Consider the following 16,184-nt stretch of genomic DNA (forward strand, 5'->3'; position numbering starts at 1 on the left):
ACGGGATTGACGATGATCCGAAGCATGACCGCGTTTGCCGGCGGCGAACGCATCACGCCCTGGGGCACGCTCGGCTGCGAGCTGCGCTCGGTCAACCACCGCTTTCTGGAAGTGGGCACGCGCCTGCCGGAGGAATTGCGTGCGCTGGAGCCGTTGCTGCGCGAGCGCGTGGCGGCCAGGAACAGCCGCGGCAAGCTGGACCTGACGCTGCGCCTGCGCGCGCCGGACAACGCGCAGACCCTGGCGGTGAACGAGGCGCTGCTGCAGGAACTGGGCGCGCTGGCCATGCGGCTGGACGCGAGCTTCCCCAAGCTGCAGGTGGGCTTCACCGAACTGCTGCAACTGCCCGGCGTGCTGCAGGTGCAGGACGTGGATGCGCCGGCCCTGCAGGCACAGGCGCTGGCCTTGCTGGACGAGGTGGTGGACAGTTTCGTGGCTGCGCGCGAGCGCGAAGGCGCCAAGCTGGCCGAGGCAATCGGCGAACGGGTGGATGCGATCGAGCGCATCGCCGCGCAGGTGCGCAGCCTGATCCCGGTGATCCGCGAAGGCCAGCGCGCCAAGCTGGCCGCACGCCTGGCCGACCTGCCGCATCCGGTGGACCCGGGCCGCGCCGAGCAGGAACTGGTGCTGTGGCTGCAGAAGCTCGACGTGGACGAAGAACTGGACCGGCTGTCCAGCCATATCGGCGAGATCCGCCGCGTGCTCAAGCAGCGCGAACCGGTGGGCCGCCGCCTGGATTTCCTGCTGCAGGAATTCAACCGCGAGGCCAATACGCTCGGCTCCAAATCGGTGGACAGCCGCACCTCCAACGCTGCGGTGGACCTGAAGGTGCTGATCGACCAGATCCGCGAGCAGGTGCAGAACATCGAATAGCCGGGATTCGGGATTCGGGATGGGGCAGTTGCCGGTTCCCGATGTCTGCGGGCTGCGCCCAATCCCGGTAGCATGTCGACCCCGGTGGTACCGGTCCGCAGTCCGTTCGCGAATCCCGACTCCCCAATTCCGAATCCCTGATCCTATGCGCGGCACTCTCTATATCGTTGCGGCCCCCTCGGGCGCCGGCAAGAGCAGCATCGTCAACGCCACCCTGGCACGCGACCCGAAGATCGCCTTGTCGATCTCGTTCACCTCGCGCGCGCCGCGGCCGGGCGAGCGGCATGCCGAGCACTACCATTTCGTCTCTGCCGACGAGTTCCAGGGCATGATCGAAGCGGGTGATTTCTTCGAGTACGCGCTGGTGCACGGCGACTGGAAGGGCACCGCGCGGCAGTCGGTGGAGCCGCAGCTGGCCGCCGGCCATGATGTGCTGCTGGAGATCGATTGGCAGGGTGCGCGCCAGGTGCGGCAGAAGGTGCCCGATGCGGTGAGCGTGTTCATCCTGCCGCCGTCGCGCCAGGCGCTGGACGAGCGCATGCGCAAGCGCGGCCAGGACAGCGAGGACGTGATGGCGCAGCGCCTGGCCGCCGCGCGCGAAGAGATGCTGCATTTCGAAGAGTTCGACTACGTCATCATCAACGAAACCTTCGACACCGCGGTGTCGGAGATGTGCGCCATCTTCACCGCAAGCCGCTTGCGTCGGCAGGCGCAGCAGCAGCGGCATGCGCAGCTGATCCAGGCCTTGCTGGATTAACCATAATCGGCCAGGCAGCGCGCGCAGTGGCGAACGCGGTTTTGCAGCAGTGCGAAGGTGCATGGTTCGTGACGTCTTGTTTTGCCTCGAATCCGCGGCGCCTTCGTGTCTCTCCTTGCCCGATGGCGATGGATCTGTGTGCTGCCCGGATCGGATGGCTGGAGCGCACGAGCGCGGGGCCAAGGCGGAACGCGACCGGTCGTTCTGCGCACCGCAAGGTCGGGGGTGTCCGGGTGTCGCGGCTCAAGTCGCTGATTCCAAAGGAAACTGAACGGCCACCGGTTGCCCGGCCCGCAGGGCAGGCGTACACTCCGCCCCTTTCCCTCATTCGATGCGCGGCCGTTGCCGGTCGCCGGGAGCCCGCATGGCCCGCATTACCGTAGAAGATTGCCTGGAAGTCGTGAACAACCGTTTCGAGCTGGTCATGATGGCCTCCAAGCGCGCCCGTCAGCTCGCCAACGGCGTGCAGCCGCTGATCGAGAACGCCGACGCCGGTGACAAGCCCACCGTGATGGCGCTGCGCGAGATCGCCGCCCGCCGGATCGACAACGCGCTGATCGACGAAGTCGAGAAGGCCGAACGCGAGCGTGCCGAGCGCGAAGCGCTGGAATGGGCCGCCGCCGAAGTGGTCGCCGACGAAGACATGTCCAAGAACGACGACTGAGTCGTTGCGGGATGCCGAAGCGCCTCGCGCGGCCGGCAAGCGATCTGCAAGCGGCCCGCCTCGTGCGGGCCGCTTGCGTTGAGTGCGGTGGATCGAAGCCGGCGTGCATGCAGGCCGCCAAACGTGCAGGCCACGGGCAGTCCCATGCATGCTGCTTTCGCTGCGCGGCCCGGCCGCGGTGGACGACGCTACGCGTTCTGTCAGACGCCCGTGGTGATGCGCTCGGGCATCGCCTGCGCCATCTCACTACGCAGCGAGCGCTCCAGCGCCTGCATGGCGGTGTAGCCGCGGCGCTTTGCAGCGTGGAAACGGGCGATGTCTGCCGGCGTATGCGCGGTCCCGGCGCCGGGTGCGCTCATTGCCGCCATCGCTGCCGGCAGGTCGGCGTACGCACCGCTGGCCACCGCCGCCAGCATCGCGCTACCCAGCAGTACCGGTTCGGCCGTGGCGGCCACGTCCATCCGGATGCCGCAGGCATCGGCCATCAGCTGGCGCACCAGCCGGCTGTGGCTTGCCCCACCGCTCATGATCACGCTGTCGATGCGCACGCCTTGCCCGCGCAGCGCGTCGAGGATGTCGGCCAGCCCGTAGCCCAGCCCGCAGATACCCGCGACATACAGCGCCTCCAGGCCATCGAGATCGTGGTCGATGCCGAGCCCGACGATGACCGCCCGGGCGCTGGGGTCGGCGGCGGGCGAGCGGTTGCCCAGGTAGTCCGGCAGCACGTGCAGCGCGTGCGCGCGCAGGGCGGCGTGCGAGGGCGTCCGTACCTGCGCCAGGATGCGTTGCTCCAGCCATTGCAGGACATCCAGCCCGGCCGCGGTGGCCTGCGCGCTGGCATCGGCATAGCCCGGATGCGAGCGCACCAGGGTGTCGATCGCCACGCCGGCGGTCGATTGCCCACCCTCGTTGAGCCATAGCCCCGGCACCAGCGCAGAGCCATACGGTCCCCAGACACCGGGCGTGAAGCACGCGGTCTGCGTGCTCACCAGCACGCAGGCCGAGGTGCCCAGGATGTAGGCCGCGCGTGCGGTGAGCGGCACCGGCTGGCCGTCCGCGGCGGGACTGGCGAGGGTGCCGATGGCGCCGGCATGCGCATCGATCAGGGCCGCGCCCACCGCGATCCCGGCCTGCAGACCCAGTTCGTCGGCCGCCGTGGGCGTCAGCCCCTGGCCCAGTGCGGCGCCCGGTGCAACGATCCGGCTGCCGATCCGTGCAGCGTCCTTGACGAGCAACTCGGCCAGGCCGATGCGTTCGAAGAAGGCCGGGCTCCAGCCGCCGGTGTGCTGCACGTAGGTCCACTTGCAGGTGACCGTGCACAGCGAGCGGTCGGTGCTGCCGGTGGCACGCCAGCTCAGCCAGTCGGCCAGGTCGAACAGGTGCGCGGCGCGCGCATAGCTGTCGGGCAGATGCTGCTTGAGCCAGAGCAGCTTGGGGATCTGCATTTCCGGCGAAATCTGCCCACCGACATAGCGCAGTACCGGGTCGCCGGTGGCGTTGATGCGCTCGGCCTGGGCGACGGCGCGATGGTCCATCCACACGATCACATCGCGATCGGCCTGGCCGCCAGGGCTGATGCACACCGGCCCGCCGTCGGCGGCCACCGCCACCAGCGAACAGGTGGCGTCGAAGCCAATCCCGGCCACCCGCGCAACATCCACGCCGGCCTGCGCCAGCGCCGCGCGGATCGCCTGCACGCAGGCCTGCCAGATGTCCGCGGACGATTGCTCGACCATATCGCCGGGCAAATACCAGGTCTGGATGGGATGGCGCGCGCTGCCGAGCAGGCGGCCGCGCGCGTCGAACAGCCCGGCGCGTGCACTGCCGGTGCCCACGTCCACGCCGATGAACACAGCATCGTCGGTCCAATGCATGGCTTACCAGCAGGTATAGCCGCCGTCGGCCAGCACGATACTGCCGGTCATCAGGCTGGCGGCGGGGGAGGCCAGGAACAATGCGACCGAGGCGATTTCTTCCACTTCGCCCAGTCGCCCCATCGGCGTGCCGCCGATCCAGGCGGCGTACATCGCGGGGTCTTCCTTGACGAAGGCGTTCAAGGGCGTGGCGATATAGGTCGGTGCCACCGCGTTGACGCGCACACCGCGGTTGCCCCATTCGGCGGCCAGCGATTTGGTCAGGTGGTGCACCGCCGCCTTGGAGGCGTTGTAGTACGCCTGCGCCTGCGGCTTGTTGACGATGAAGCCGGACATCGAACCGACATTGACGATGGCGCCGTCGCCGCCGTCCAGCATGTGCTTGCCGAAGGCGCGGCAGCACCAGAAGGTGCCGTTGAGATTGACGTCGATGACATTGAGCCAGTGCTCGTCGGTGACGGTTTCGGCCGGGGTCTGGCTGCGCGCGATGCCGGCGTTGTTGACCAGGATGTCGACCTTGCCGAACCTGGCGTGCAGCTCGTCGGCCACCTGGGTCACGCGCGCCGAATCGGTGACGTCCATCTGCACGATCTCCGCCTCCAGGCCCTTGCTGCGCAGGGTGGCCAGACCTTGCTCGGCCACGGCGATGTCGTGGTCGGCAATCACTACCTGGGCGCCGGCTTCGGCCAGCGCATCGCAGATGGCCAGGCCGATCGCGCGGCCGCCGCCGGTGACGACCGCTACGCGGCCATCGAGTTTGAACTTGTCCAGATACATCGCATGTCTCCTGCTGGGTCTTGCACGTGGGGGAGGGAACGGGTGAGCGCTGCAGCGCTCAGCGCATGGCCTGCTGGCCGGCGTCGAAGCGATGCAGGTGTTGCGGGTTGGGCAGCAAGGTGACGGTGTCGCCCACGGCAACGCGCAGGTCGCCGGTACAGCGCGCATCCACGGTGCCCACGCCGGGGATCTCCACATAGACGAAGGTGTCGCTGCCCAGGTGTTCGGCCTGGAGCACGCTGCCCTGCCAGACTTCGCCGCCGGCAGCGGCCGTAGTGCTGCCGCGGTGCACGGCGATATGTTCCGGACGCACGCCGAGCGTGACCGCGCCATGGCGCGCGGCCACCTCGCCTTGCAGCAGGTTCATGCGTGGGGAGCCGATGAAGCCGGCCACGAAGACATTGGCCGGGCGCTCGTAGAGTTCCAGCGGCGTGCCGACCTGTTCGATACGCCCGGCCTGCAGCACCACGATCTCGTCGGCCATGGTCATCGCCTCGACCTGATCGTGGGTGACGTAGACCGCGGTGGTCCTGAGTTGTTTCTGCAGGCGGGTGACTTCCAGGCGCATCTGCACGCGCAAGGCGGCGTCCAGGTTGGACAGCGGTTCGTCGAACAAAAAGCCCTTGGGTTCGCGCACGATGGCGCGGCCGATCGCCACGCGCTGGCGCTGGCCGCCGGACAACTGGCCTGGCCTGCGGTCCAGATAGTCGGTGAGGTTGAGCACCGTGGCGGCCTGCGCCACGCGACGCTCGATCTCGGCCTTGGGCACGCGCGCCATCTTCAGCCCGAAGGCGATGTTCTTGCGCACGCTCATGTGCGGATACAGCGCATACGACTGGAACACCATCGACAGCCCGCGCCGGGCCGGCGGCAGCTTGGTGACATCGTCGCCATCGATCAGGATGCGCCCGCCGCTGACGTCTTCCAGCCCGGCGATCAGCCGCAACAAGGTGGTCTTGCCGCAACCGGACGGGCCGACGAAGACCACGAACTTGCCGTCGTCGATCTCCAGGTCCGCGCCATGGATGACCTGCGTGTCGCCGAAGGATTTGCTGACAGCTTGCAGCGTGACGCGTCCCATGAACCACCTGTTGCGTTGAGTGAGTTATTTCACGGCGCCGAAGGTCAGCCCGCGCACCAGTTGCTTCTGGCAGAACCAGCCCAGCACCAGGATCGGTGCGATCGCCATGGTCGAGGCAGCCGACAACTTGGCCCAGAACAGGCCTTCCGGGCTCGAATAGGACGCGATGAAGGCGGTCAACGGCGCGGCCTTGGACGAGGACAGGTTCAGCGACCAGAACGCCTCGTTCCAGGCCAGGATCACGTTGAGCAGCAGCGAGGAGGCGATGCCGGGCAGCGCCATCGGTGCAAGGATGTAGAGGATCTCCTTGCCGATGGTGGCGCCGTCCATGCGCGCCGCTTCCAGGATGTCCCTGGGGATGTCCTTGAAGTAGTTGAACAGCATCCACACCATGATCGGCAGGTTGCCCAGGCACAGCACGATCACCAGGCCGAGCTGGGTATCCAGCAGGCCCCAGTCGCGGTACAGCAGGTAGATCGGCACCAGCACGCCCACCGGCGGCAGCATCTTGGTCGACAGCATCCACAGCAGGATGCTGCGGGTGCGCCGGGTCGGTGCGAAGGCCATCGACCAGGCCGCGGGGATGGCGATCGCCAGCGCGATCAACGTGGAGCCCAGTGCCACCGCCACCGAATTCCACGCATGCGCGAGGTAATCGCTGCGGGCCTGTACGGCGGCGTAGTTTTCCAGCGTCCAGTGGAAGAACAGGAAACTGGGCGGAGTGGAGAATGCGTCGATCTCGCTCTTGAAGCTGGTCAGCCACATCCACAGGATCGGGAAGAACATCACCCCACCCACCACCCAGGCGGCGAGGGTGGTGGCAAGCACTTGCAGGGCGGGCGCGCGACGGGCCATCTCAGGTCTCCAGGTTCTTGCCGACGATGCGGACCAGGAAGATCGCCGCCAGGTTGGCCAGCACCACCGCGATCAGGCCGCCGGCGGAGGCGGCGCCGACGTCGTACTGCAGCAGCGCCTGCGAATAGATCAGGTAGGCCAGGTTGGTGGTCTGCATGCCCGGGCCGCCGCCGGTGGTGACGTAGATCTCCACGAACACCGTCAGCAGGAAGATGGTTTCGATCAGCACCACGATGGTCAGCGGGCGCGCAAGATGCGGCAGGGTGAGATGGAAGAAGCGGTCGAACACACCGGCACCATCCATCAACGCCGCTTCCTGCTGTTCTTCGTCCAGCGATTGCAGTGCGGTCAACAGGATCAGCACCGAGAACGGCAGCCACTGCCAGGCCACGATCAGGATGATCGACAGCATCGGGTATTGGGTGAACCAGTCGATCGGCGTCAGCCCCAGACACTGCCATAGCCAGGCCAGCAAGCCGGACACCGGATGCATCAGCAGGTTCTTCCAGATCAGCGCACTGACCGTGGGCATCACGAAGAAGGGGGCGATCAGCAACAGGCGCACGATGCGCCGGCCCACGAACGCCTGGTCGAGCAGCAAGGCGAGCGGCACGCCGCATCCGGCAGTGATCGCCAGCACCGAGCCGACCAGCAGCAAGGTGTTGCCGAGCGAGGAGAAGAAGGCAGGGTTGCTGAGGAAGTAGCGGAAGTTGCCCAGCCCGACGAAGGTCTTGTCCGGGTTGAGCAGGTCGTAATGCAGCGTGGAGAACCACACGGTCATCGCCAGCGGCACGATCATCCACGCCAGCAACAACAGGATCGACGGCGCGATCAGGAAGCGGGCGAGGCGTTGGGTTTGCTGCGTGGCCATCGGAAGGTCCGTTGCAGGGGCGGCGAAGGTTGCGGATGACGGTGCGCGATGGATGAGGGAGCGATCTGGCCCGCTGTGCGTGTGCAGGCGGCGGCCGGGCGCTGCGCGACTAGAAATTCAGGCTGACCTGCAGGCCGAGCAGGGTGGCGTGATCGACATCGCGCCCGCCGGGATGCCGGATGTACTGCACGCTGGGCATGATCTCGATGCCGCGGCTCACGGCAATGTTGTAATTGAGTTCGATCGGATACTCGTAGCGCTGCACCTCGATCGCGCCCGCGCCGCTCGGCAGGCGCTGGTTGTAGGCACGCTGGGCGCTGCGCAAGCGGTCGCTGAGCGCATTGCGGCCGAACGCCAGGCCGATGCGGTCGTTCGGCCGTGCGGGAAACACGCCCTTCCAGAACGCGCCGAGCGCCACCACCTGGCCCACCGTGCTGACCTCGTCGTCGGCATCGATGAGGCTGGCGAACAGGCGCAGGCCGCCGCCTTCCCCGTTGCTGGTGAGTTGCTGTTCGACGTTGGCGTAGAACGCGCGATCGGTGTCCTGCAAGGTGGCCGGGCTGGCGCTCAGGCTGGTGGGCAGGCCGATCTGGTTGTAGACCCGGGGTTGATCGTTGCTGTTGCGCACCGCGCCGATGCGGTAATCGCCATCGATGCCATTGCCGTAGTCGGGTTTGAATTCCACCTCGGCCACCATCAGCGTGCCGTGGTCGTCGCCTGCGGTGCGCAGTTTCAGGCCCTGGTCGGTGGAGCGGTTCTGCGGGTTGGCATCGTAGCCGCCGACGCGGAAGAACCAGCGCTTGTCCGGGCTGAAGGTGAGCACGCCGCCCCAGGCACTGAGCGGGTCGCCATACCAGTTGTTGCTGATGTAGTTGGACGAGCCGCCGCTGCAGAAGCTCAGGTGCTGGAAGTTGCAGTTCAACGCGAAGAAGTCCGCGCTGGGGTAGATGCGGCCGGCCTTCAACGACAGGCGGTCGTCGAGCAGGCGCTGGGTCAGCGAGAACTGGGTCAGGCGCGTGACCGGGCCGCGGCCGAAGATCTGCTGTGCCTGCAACAGGGTGGGAATGCCGGCCTTGGTGTTGATCAGATCGCCGTTGCGGTTGGTGATCTCCAGTTTGAAATCGGCGCCGGTCCAGCCCCAGAGCCTGTCCAGGTCGACGTAGCCGCCCAGAAAGAATTGATCGGCGTAGGCGGTGGTCTCGCGTTCCCCGCCGGAGAGGTTGTGCGCGGTCTGGCTGAAATGGGCCAGCTTGAATTCCACGCCCTGTTCGGCCAGTGCGCTGCGCGCCCCGCCCCAGTCGCCGCCGATATGCTTGCCCGGGTCGAATGCATCGGCGGCCTGCACGGGGGCGCAGAACAGGCTGGCGGCCAGGGCCGGCAGCGCAGCAAGAGTGTGCCTGATCTTCATCGAGTGCCTCGCGTGATGAGGCCCGGCGCGCCTGCGCCGAGCGTGCAGCGGGATCCAGGCCGTGCGGCGTGCCGCACGGAAAGGTAGGCGTTACTTCTTCGGGTAGCCGGCGCGCAGCATTTCGCGCTCGGTGCTGGCCTGGGCGTTCTTCAGCGCGTCGTCCACGCTGACCGAGCCGGTGAGCGCCGCAGAGAACTGCTGGCCGACCGTGGTGCCGATCGACTGGAATTCCGGGATGGCCACGTACTGCACGCCGACATAGGGCACCGGCTTGACCGCGGGGTGATGGGTGTCGGCGCCCTGGATGGCGGCCAGGGTCGGCTTGGCGAACGGCGCGGCCTTCAGATACTCGGGGTTGGCATACAGCGATTGACGCGTGCCCGGCGGTACGTTGACCCAACCGTCCTTGGCGGCGACCAGGTCGATGTAGTGCTTGCCGGTAGCCCAGGCGATGAAGGCCTGCGCCTTGTCTGCCTTCCTGGAGCTGGCCGGGATCGCCAGATTCCAGGCCCATAGCCAGCCGGTGGTCTTGCCCTTGCCGGCATCGGGCGCAGGCGCGAAGCCGACCTTGTCGGCCACCTTGGATTCGCTCGGGTTGCTGATGAACGAGGCCGCCACCGTGGCATCCACCCACATGGCGCACTTGCCGGCGTTGAACAGCGCCAGATTCTCGTTGAAGCCGTTGGAGGCCGCGCCGGGCGGGCCGGCCTGCTGCATGACATCCACGTAGGTCTGCAACGCGGCCTTCCATTCCGGCTGGTCGAACTGCGGCTTCCACTGCTCATCGAACCAGCGCGCACCGAAGGCATTGCCCATCGCGCTGATCAAGGCCATGTTCTCGCCCCAGCCGGCCTTGCCGCGCAGGCAGATGCCATACACGCCGTTCTGCTTGTCGGTGAGCTTGCGCGCGGCATCGGCCATGAAACTCCACGACGGCTGCGCGGGCATCTGCAGGCCGGCCTTCTGCAGCAGGTCGGTGCGATACATCAGCATCGAGCCTTCGGCGTAGAACGGCGCTGCGTACAGCTTGCCCTTGTCGCTGACCGCATCGCGGATCTGCGGCATCAGGTCGTCCACGTCGTAGTCGGCGTCGAAGCTCAGCGGCTTGAGCCAACCGCGCTCGGCCCAGATCGGCACCTCGTAGGTGCCGATGGTCAGCATATCGAATTGCCCGCCCTGGGTGGCGATGTCGGTGGTCACGCGCTGGCGCAGCACGTTTTCTTCCAGCGTCACCCACTCCAGCTTGATGTCCGGATGCTTGGCGGTGAAGTCGGCGGTGAGCTTCTGCATGCGGATCATGTCGCCGTTGTTGACGGTGGCGATCACCAGCGTGTCCTGCCTGGCCGCCGCATCGCCATCGTGTTGGCCGCCACCACCGCAACCGGCCAGTGCGGTGCTCAGTCCCACGCAGGTCAGCAACTTGATCGAAGTGTTCATACCAGTGCCTCGGGTCGAGGTTGCTTGAGCAAATGCCCGTGTGTTGCGCATATGCCCACGCTGTCGGCACGCTGTAAAGCACTTTCGATCGTGCAACGCAGCATCGCCGCGCACGCCAGGGCGCCCGCAGCCGGATGAAAACCTCACGAATGAACCGTCTCGCGCCGCTGCGCGCAGGCGTGCCTCAGCCGGCGAGCAAGGCCTTGGCGGTGTGCTCGTCGGTGATCAGGCCATTGAGGATGCGGCCCTTCAGGGCGGCCTTGATCGGCCCCACCTTGACCGTGCCCGCGGCCACGCCGATGGTCAGGCTGCGCGACGGCACGCTGTGCGGCACGCTGGTCAGGCGCAGATTGCTGCCGCCCTCGATGATCTCGCCGTCGGCATTGATGGCCCAGCCGATGACCTCGCCCACGGCGCCCAGGCGGATCAGTTCCAGCAGTTCGGTGCGGCTGATGAAGCCGTCCACATGCAGCGGAGCGGTCTGGTCGAGCTGGCCGACGCCGACCAGGCGCAGATCGGCCTTGTCGGCAATCGCGCGGACCCTGCGCACCACCTCGATGCCCAGCAGGCTCTTGCGCTCGGTCTGCGAGGACAGGAACACCGGCAGCGGCATCGGGTAGTGCTGGGCGCCGGTCAGGTCGGCCAGCCGCGCCACCGCATCGAACGGGCTCGCCGAGCCGTCCGGGGAGATATTGCCGACCAGCGACACCAGCTGGTGATTGCGCGTCTGCATCGCCGGAATCCGTTCCACCGCCGCGCGCATCGAGCGGCCGGTGCCGATGCCGATGATGCTCGGGGTGTCGCTGCGCAGCGTGGATTCCAGCAATGCGGCCGCACGCTCGGCTACGCCGGTGACCAGGCCCGGATCGGCCGGATCGGTGGGCGCCACTTCGCAATAGCCGATGCCGAAGCGATCCTGCAGCTGCGCGGCCAGATCCATGCAGGCGGCGATCGGGTGTTCCAGGCGAAAGGTGATCAGGCGCTGGCTCAGGCACAGCGACACCAGCCGCTGCGCGGTGGCCCGCGAGACCTTGAGCTTGCGGGCGATTTCGTCCTGGGTGTTGCCTGCGATGTAGTACAGCCAGCCGGCACGGGCAGCGGCGTCGAGTCGCGTGGTGTCGCTGTCGGAGTTGGCCATCTTTCACATGTGGACGCGTGGACGTCTCAGCCTAACGCAGTGCCCGAGCGTACGCAGCCGGCGGCATCCAGCGCAGCGGACACGGCCGCCATGCTGTCGAACACGCGCACCGCACCGGCGGCGGCCAGCGACGCGCTGGCATCGGCCGTCGCGCCGTGGTGGCTGCCACCGGTGAATCCCCAGCCCTGCATGCCGGCCGCGCGGGCCGCCTGCAGGCCGCTGGGGCTGTCTTCGATCACCAGGCAGTTGCCGGGCGCGATCTGCATGCCGTCGGCGGCGAACAGGAACAGGTCCGGTGCCGGCTTGCCCTGCGCCACGCGCTCGGCGGTGTACAGGTGCGGGCCGAAGTAACGCGCCAGTCCGGTGACCTGCAGGCAAAGCCGGACCCGTTCCAGATGACTGGACGAGGCCACGCACAGCGGCCGGTCCAGCGCCTGCAGCAGTGCGGCCACGCCGGGAATCGGCTGCAGTTCGCTGCGCAGGCGCGCCAGCAGTTCGGTGTTGAGATCGGCCTCGAAGGTGTCGGGCAAGGCGATGCCCAGCGTCTGGGCATGCGCACGTACGCTGGCCAGGCGACGCCCGAGAAAGCGCTGCTTGACCGCAGCTGCGTCCATGTCCACGCCATGCCGTCGCAGCGTCTGCGCCAGCACCGCGCAGGCCAGCGGCTCGCTGTCGATCAGCACGCCGTCGCAGTCGAAGATGATCAGGCCAGGTCGGGCGTGCATCGGTCGGCGTCTCGCCACGGGCAACGGTCCTGGAGTATAGCGTCCGGGCAAATGTTGCATGGAATGGGCAATAGCGCAGGGTGGCGGTTCGGTGCCGTGCCTCGCCCCGGCAGCCCGCGCCCTTGCCTCCGGCATGCTTGCGCGTTCACGTGCCGCATTGCCGCAAACCGGCCACTGGCATAGTCTTCCGCCATGAACCCAGGCCCCACTGCCCAGGCGAGCGTGGCGACGACCCCGTCCTCCGACCCGGCGATTCCCGACTACGTCCTGCACTTCGAGCGCGCTGCCAGCTACCTGCCCAAGGAGCAGCTGCCGATCCTGCGCCGCGCCTGGGAAGTGGGCGCCACCGCGCATGCGGGCCAGACCCGCAAATCCGGCGAGCCCTATATCACCCACCCGGTGGCCGTGGCCGGTGTGCTGGCCGAGCTGGGCCTGGACATGGAATCGTTGATCGCCGCGATCCTGCACGACACCATCGAAGACACGCCGCTGACGCGCGAAGAGCTGGCCTCCGAATTCGGCGAAGCGGTGGCCGAGCTGGTCGATGGCGTCACCAAGCTGGACAAGCTCAAGTTCCGCGACCGCCAGGAAGCGGCCGCCGAAAGCTTCCGCAAGATGCTGCTGGCGATGTCGCGCGACCTGCGCGTGATCATGATCAAGCTGGCCGACCGCCTGCACAACATGCGCACGCTGGGCGCGCAGAGCACCGAGGCGCGCGGCCGCATTGCGCGTGAGACGCTGGAGATCTACGCGCCCATCGCCCAGCGCCTGGGCATGAGCCTGATCAAGTCCGAGCTGCAGAACCTGGGCTTCCGCGCGTTGTATCCCTGGCGTCACGCCATCATCGAAAAACATATCCGCAGCCAGCCGGTGGTGCGGCGCGAATCGATGGCGCAGGTGGAGGTGCAACTGAGCCAGCGGCTGGCCAAGGAAGGGCTGGAACACCGTCTGGTCAGCCGCATCAAGACGCCGTGGAGCATCTATTCGAAGATGCACGAAGAGAACAAGTCCTTCGACCAGGTGATGGACGTGTTCGGCTTCCGCCTGGTGGTGCGCACGGTGGCCGACTGTTACCACGCGCTGGGCGCGGTGCATGCCACCTTCAAGCCGCTGGACGGGCGCTTCCGCGATTTCATCGCGATCCCGAAGGCCAACGGTTACCAGTCGCTGCACACGGTGTTGTTCGGGCCGTATGGCTCGCCGATCGAGGTGCAGATCCGCACCGAAGAGATGGACCTGATCGCCGAGCGCGGCGTGGCGGCGCACTGGACCTACAAGGTGGGTTCGGCTGCGCCCAACAGCGCGCAGAGCCGTGCGCACGACTGGATCGTGGAGCTGATCGATTCGCAACGCGCCGCCGGTTCGTCGCTGGAGTTCCTGGACAACGTCAAGGTGGACCTGTTCCCGGACGAGGTCTATCTGTTCACGCCCAAGGGCAAGATCCTGGCGCTGCCACGCAATTCCACTGCGCTGGATTTTGCCTATGCGGTGCATACCGATGTGGGCAACCGTGCGGTGGCCTCGCGCGTGGACAAGAAGCTGGTGCCGTTGCGCACCAAGCTGGTCAGCGGGCAGGCGGTGGAGATCATCACCGCGCGTTCGGCCACGCCCAAGCCGCAGTGGCTGGAATTTGTGGTCAGCAGCAAGGCGCGCACGGCGATCCGCCACCAGCTCAAGCAGCTCGAACACGAAGACGCCGTACAACTGGGCCACCGCATGCTCGACCGCGCGCTGGAAGCGATGGATTCCTCGCTGGAGCGGCTGCCCAAGGGCCGCCTGGACGCCTTCCTCACCGAACATCGCTACCCGCGCCTGGAAGCGCTGCTGGCCGACGTGGCGCTGGGCAACTGGATGCCCACGCAGGCCGCGCAGGCGCTGATGGCCTACGCCGAACTGCGCGGTGGCGGGCATTCCAAGCATTCGCACGAAAAGATCCTGATCGACGGCAGCGAGCGCGGCGTGATCAGCTTCGCCAATTGCTGCCAGCCGATTCCCGGCGACGAGATCATGGGCTACCACACCGCCGGCAAAGGCATCGTGGTGCACCGGCTGGATTGCCCGAACCTGGCCGAGTTGCGCAAGTCGCCCGAGCGCTGGGTGCCGATCGACTGGGATTCCAACGTCAGCGGCGACTACGACACTGCGCTGATCGTCGAGGTGGAAAACCGCACCGGCGTGCTAGCGCAGCTGGCTGCGGCGATTGCGCAGAGCCAGTCCAATATCGAACGGGTGGATTATCTGGACCGCGATTTCAACGCGGCGGTGCTGCGCTTCAACATCCAGGTGCGCGACCGCCGCCATCTGGCCGAAGTGATGCGCCGGCTGCGCCGCCTGCATGTGGTGCAGAGCGTGGGGCGGCAGTAGGCCGGAGCCCGACCTTGCCAAGCGCCGCAGCAGGCCGCTTGGATCGGCTTGTGCGACGGCGCGCGCCATGAGAACGCAGTGCGTTGATCGCTTCGGCGCAGTGCCTTGCAGTGCGAACGACGCAGCCAGCGTTACGCACCGTGTCCGTCGTAAGTTGCGCTGCAAACGCCGCGTGCTCACGACGTCAGAAACTGCGCGTGCCCTGCGGGTGCTCGCAACCAATGTGAAGTCAGCACTCGACGTAGTCGTGCACCGCGTTCGTATCGGGGCGCAGTCTCGGTTGGACCGCAAGACATGCGTTGCACCCGCTTTCCGGACACTCCAGATCGCGCGCGAGTCGGCCAAGGTCGACGCAGAACTCTGAGCGCGCACTGCGTGACGGTGGCAGTGCACAGTCCTGCGTGACCAGCGCGCTTGCAGTACTCAGGTGATCAGCCGGCGTAGTGCCGGATTGTCGTTGTCCTGCTTCCATACCAGATGCAGTTCCACCGGCGTGGCCGGCGCCTCGTCGCGCAGTGGCAGGTACACGATGCCGGCGTAGCGCAGGCCGCTGGCGCCTTCGGGCACCAGTGCCATGCCCATGCCGCCGCGCACCAGTGCCAGCACCGAGTGGATCTGGCTGACGTATTGCACCGAGCGCGGCGCGATGCCGCGGCTGCCGAACAGCTGCGCCAGCAGATCGTAGAAGTAACGCGCTTCATCGGGCGCGTAGTTGACCAGCGGCTGGCCGTCGAAATCCTGCAGGCGCAGGCTGTCGTGACGTGCAAGCGGTGCGTCCTCGGGCAACGCGGCGATCAGCGGCTCGCGGGCCACGCAGCGGCTGTGCAGGCCAGGGCGCTGGATCGGCGGGCGCAGCAGGCCGATATCCAGCCGCCCTGCGTCCAGCGCATCCAGCTGCGGCAGGCTGACCATTTCCTTCAGCTGCAGGTCCACATCCGGTGCCTCGCTGCGCCAGCGCGCGATGGCCTCGGGCAGGAAGCGATAGCTGGCACCGGCAGTGAAGCCCACCGACACGCTGCCGGCATCGCCGGTGCCGATCCGGCGTGCACGCAGGCCGGCGTTCTCGGCCATGCGCAGGATCGCGCGCGCCTCGGCCAGCAGGCTGCGCCCGGCCTGGGTCAGCCGCACGTGCCGGCTGTTGCGCTCCAGCAAGGCGGTACCGACGCTGTGCTCCAGCAGCTGGATCTGCCGGCTCAGCGGTGGCTGGGTCATGTTGAGGCGCTCGGCTGCGCGTCGAAAATGCAGCTCGTCGGCAACGGCAACGAAGCAGCGCAACTGGGGCAGATCGAACATGAAAGCAGCCCCTCGCTGAGCGATTTGGATGAAGTCGATGCTGCACGTGCAACATCTTTGCGCGCAC

General features: G+C 67.2%; 14 protein-coding genes. 4 read left to right on the forward strand and 10 right to left on the reverse strand.

The genetic code is table 11. The annotated features are described in order from the left end of the window. Window positions 1–12 precede the first annotated feature (12 nt). The 3 genes from XcodCFBP4690_RS05365 to rpoZ all read left to right on the forward strand — a co-directional run bounded on the left by XcodCFBP4690_RS05365 (window position 13) and on the right by rpoZ (window position 2,294). On the forward strand, window positions 13–873 hold the full coding sequence (locus XcodCFBP4690_RS05365; RefSeq protein WP_104539971.1) for a YicC/YloC family endoribonuclease: 861 nt from the start codon (window positions 13–15) through the stop codon (window positions 871–873). 145 nt (window positions 874–1,018) lie between these two features. Continuing rightward, window positions 1,019–1,630, forward strand: coding sequence for a guanylate kinase (gmk, locus tag XcodCFBP4690_RS05370; RefSeq protein WP_064510492.1), 612 nt, complete (start codon window positions 1,019–1,021; stop codon window positions 1,628–1,630). A gap of 364 nt (window positions 1,631–1,994) precedes the next feature. After that, the gene (gene rpoZ / locus XcodCFBP4690_RS05375) at window positions 1,995–2,294 is read left to right on the forward strand and encodes a DNA-directed RNA polymerase subunit omega (protein WP_104539972.1); all 300 of its coding nucleotides are present in this window, start codon (window positions 1,995–1,997) and stop codon (window positions 2,292–2,294) included. Window positions 2,295–2,494: 200 nt separating this feature from the next. On the opposite strand, the gene XcodCFBP4690_RS05380 is transcribed toward rpoZ, so the two are convergent. The 9 genes from XcodCFBP4690_RS05380 to XcodCFBP4690_RS05420 all read right to left on the reverse strand — a co-directional run bounded on the left by XcodCFBP4690_RS05380 (window position 2,495) and on the right by XcodCFBP4690_RS05420 (window position 12,460). Beyond that, window positions 2,495–4,168 (reverse strand): FGGY-family carbohydrate kinase, encoded by a 1,674-nt coding sequence (locus XcodCFBP4690_RS05380; protein ID WP_104539973.1) that lies wholly within the window; start codon window positions 4,166–4,168, stop codon window positions 2,495–2,497. 3 nt (window positions 4,169–4,171) lie between these two features. Next, window positions 4,172–4,945 carry an SDR family NAD(P)-dependent oxidoreductase gene (locus tag XcodCFBP4690_RS05385; protein WP_104539974.1) on the reverse strand — a complete coding sequence of 258 codons (774 nt, stop codon included), beginning with the start codon at window positions 4,943–4,945 and terminating at the stop codon, window positions 4,172–4,174. A gap of 58 nt (window positions 4,946–5,003) precedes the next feature. After that, window positions 5,004–6,026: an ABC transporter ATP-binding protein gene (locus XcodCFBP4690_RS05390; RefSeq protein ID WP_104539975.1), complete on the reverse strand. Its 1,023-nt coding sequence runs from the start codon at window positions 6,024–6,026 to the stop codon at window positions 5,004–5,006. A 24-nt stretch (window positions 6,027–6,050) separates the two neighbouring features. Beyond that, entirely contained in the window at window positions 6,051–6,881 is an 831-nt protein-coding gene (locus tag XcodCFBP4690_RS05395) for a carbohydrate ABC transporter permease (RefSeq protein WP_104539976.1), read from the reverse strand. Between the two features lies 1 nt (window position 6,882). Further along, entirely contained in the window at window positions 6,883–7,752 is an 870-nt protein-coding gene (locus tag XcodCFBP4690_RS05400; RefSeq protein ID WP_104539977.1) for a carbohydrate ABC transporter permease, read from the reverse strand. A gap of 109 nt (window positions 7,753–7,861) precedes the next feature. Next, window positions 7,862–9,160, reverse strand: a complete 1,299-nt coding sequence (locus tag XcodCFBP4690_RS05405) for a carbohydrate porin (RefSeq protein WP_104539978.1) — start codon at window positions 9,158–9,160, stop codon at window positions 7,862–7,864. Between the two features lie 90 nt (window positions 9,161–9,250). Further along, complete coding sequence (locus XcodCFBP4690_RS05410) at window positions 9,251–10,597, reverse strand: ABC transporter substrate-binding protein (RefSeq protein ID WP_104539979.1); 1,347 nt, start codon at window positions 10,595–10,597, stop codon at window positions 9,251–9,253. Between the two features lie 184 nt (window positions 10,598–10,781). After that, window positions 10,782–11,735 carry a sugar-binding transcriptional regulator gene (locus XcodCFBP4690_RS05415; RefSeq protein ID WP_104539980.1) on the reverse strand — a complete coding sequence of 318 codons (954 nt, stop codon included), beginning with the start codon at window positions 11,733–11,735 and terminating at the stop codon, window positions 10,782–10,784. Between the two features lie 26 nt (window positions 11,736–11,761). Next, window positions 11,762–12,460 carry an HAD family hydrolase gene (locus XcodCFBP4690_RS05420; RefSeq protein ID WP_104539981.1) on the reverse strand — a complete coding sequence of 233 codons (699 nt, stop codon included), beginning with the start codon at window positions 12,458–12,460 and terminating at the stop codon, window positions 11,762–11,764. Window positions 12,461–12,652: 192 nt separating this feature from the next. Between XcodCFBP4690_RS05420 and XcodCFBP4690_RS05425 the strand changes: the two genes are divergently transcribed. Continuing rightward, window positions 12,653–14,824, forward strand: a complete 2,172-nt coding sequence (locus XcodCFBP4690_RS05425; protein WP_104539982.1) for a RelA/SpoT family protein — start codon at window positions 12,653–12,655, stop codon at window positions 14,822–14,824. A gap of 423 nt (window positions 14,825–15,247) precedes the next feature. On the opposite strand, the gene XcodCFBP4690_RS05430 is transcribed toward XcodCFBP4690_RS05425, so the two are convergent. Next, complete coding sequence (locus tag XcodCFBP4690_RS05430; RefSeq protein ID WP_104539983.1) at window positions 15,248–16,117, reverse strand: LysR family transcriptional regulator; 870 nt, start codon at window positions 16,115–16,117, stop codon at window positions 15,248–15,250. Between the last annotated feature and the right edge of the window lie 67 nt (window positions 16,118–16,184).

Origin of the sequence: Xanthomonas codiaei (assembly GCF_002939785.1) — a bacterium.
In the GTDB taxonomy this organism is placed as follows: domain Bacteria; phylum Pseudomonadota; class Gammaproteobacteria; order Xanthomonadales; family Xanthomonadaceae; genus Xanthomonas; species Xanthomonas codiaei.

Bases quoted from the DNA above. Each gene is read 5' to 3' on its own strand.
- XcodCFBP4690_RS05365 (WP_104539971.1), top strand. From the start codon at position 13: ATGATCCGAAGCATGACCGCGTTTGCCGGCGGCGAACGCATCACGCCC.
- gmk (WP_064510492.1), top strand. From the start codon at position 1,019: ATGCGCGGCACTCTCTATATCGTTGCGGCCCCCTCGGGCGCCGGCAAG.
- rpoZ (WP_104539972.1), top strand. From the start codon at position 1,995: ATGGCCCGCATTACCGTAGAAGATTGCCTGGAAGTCGTGAACAACCGT.
- XcodCFBP4690_RS05380 (WP_104539973.1), bottom strand. From the start codon at position 4,168: ATGCATTGGACCGACGATGCTGTGTTCATCGGCGTGGACGTGGGCACC.
- XcodCFBP4690_RS05385 (WP_104539974.1), bottom strand. From the start codon at position 4,945: ATGTATCTGGACAAGTTCAAACTCGATGGCCGCGTAGCGGTCGTCACC.
- XcodCFBP4690_RS05390 (WP_104539975.1), bottom strand. From the start codon at position 6,026: ATGGGACGCGTCACGCTGCAAGCTGTCAGCAAATCCTTCGGCGACACG.
- XcodCFBP4690_RS05395 (WP_104539976.1), bottom strand. From the start codon at position 6,881: ATGGCCCGTCGCGCGCCCGCCCTGCAAGTGCTTGCCACCACCCTCGCC.
- XcodCFBP4690_RS05400 (WP_104539977.1), bottom strand. From the start codon at position 7,752: ATGGCCACGCAGCAAACCCAACGCCTCGCCCGCTTCCTGATCGCGCCG.
- XcodCFBP4690_RS05405 (WP_104539978.1), bottom strand. From the start codon at position 9,160: ATGAAGATCAGGCACACTCTTGCTGCGCTGCCGGCCCTGGCCGCCAGC.
- XcodCFBP4690_RS05410 (WP_104539979.1), bottom strand. From the start codon at position 10,597: ATGAACACTTCGATCAAGTTGCTGACCTGCGTGGGACTGAGCACCGCA.
- XcodCFBP4690_RS05415 (WP_104539980.1), bottom strand. From the start codon at position 11,735: ATGGCCAACTCCGACAGCGACACCACGCGACTCGACGCCGCTGCCCGT.
- XcodCFBP4690_RS05420 (WP_104539981.1), bottom strand. From the start codon at position 12,460: ATGCACGCCCGACCTGGCCTGATCATCTTCGACTGCGACGGCGTGCTG.
- XcodCFBP4690_RS05425 (WP_104539982.1), top strand. From the start codon at position 12,653: ATGAACCCAGGCCCCACTGCCCAGGCGAGCGTGGCGACGACCCCGTCC.
- XcodCFBP4690_RS05430 (WP_104539983.1), bottom strand. From the start codon at position 16,117: ATGTTCGATCTGCCCCAGTTGCGCTGCTTCGTTGCCGTTGCCGACGAG.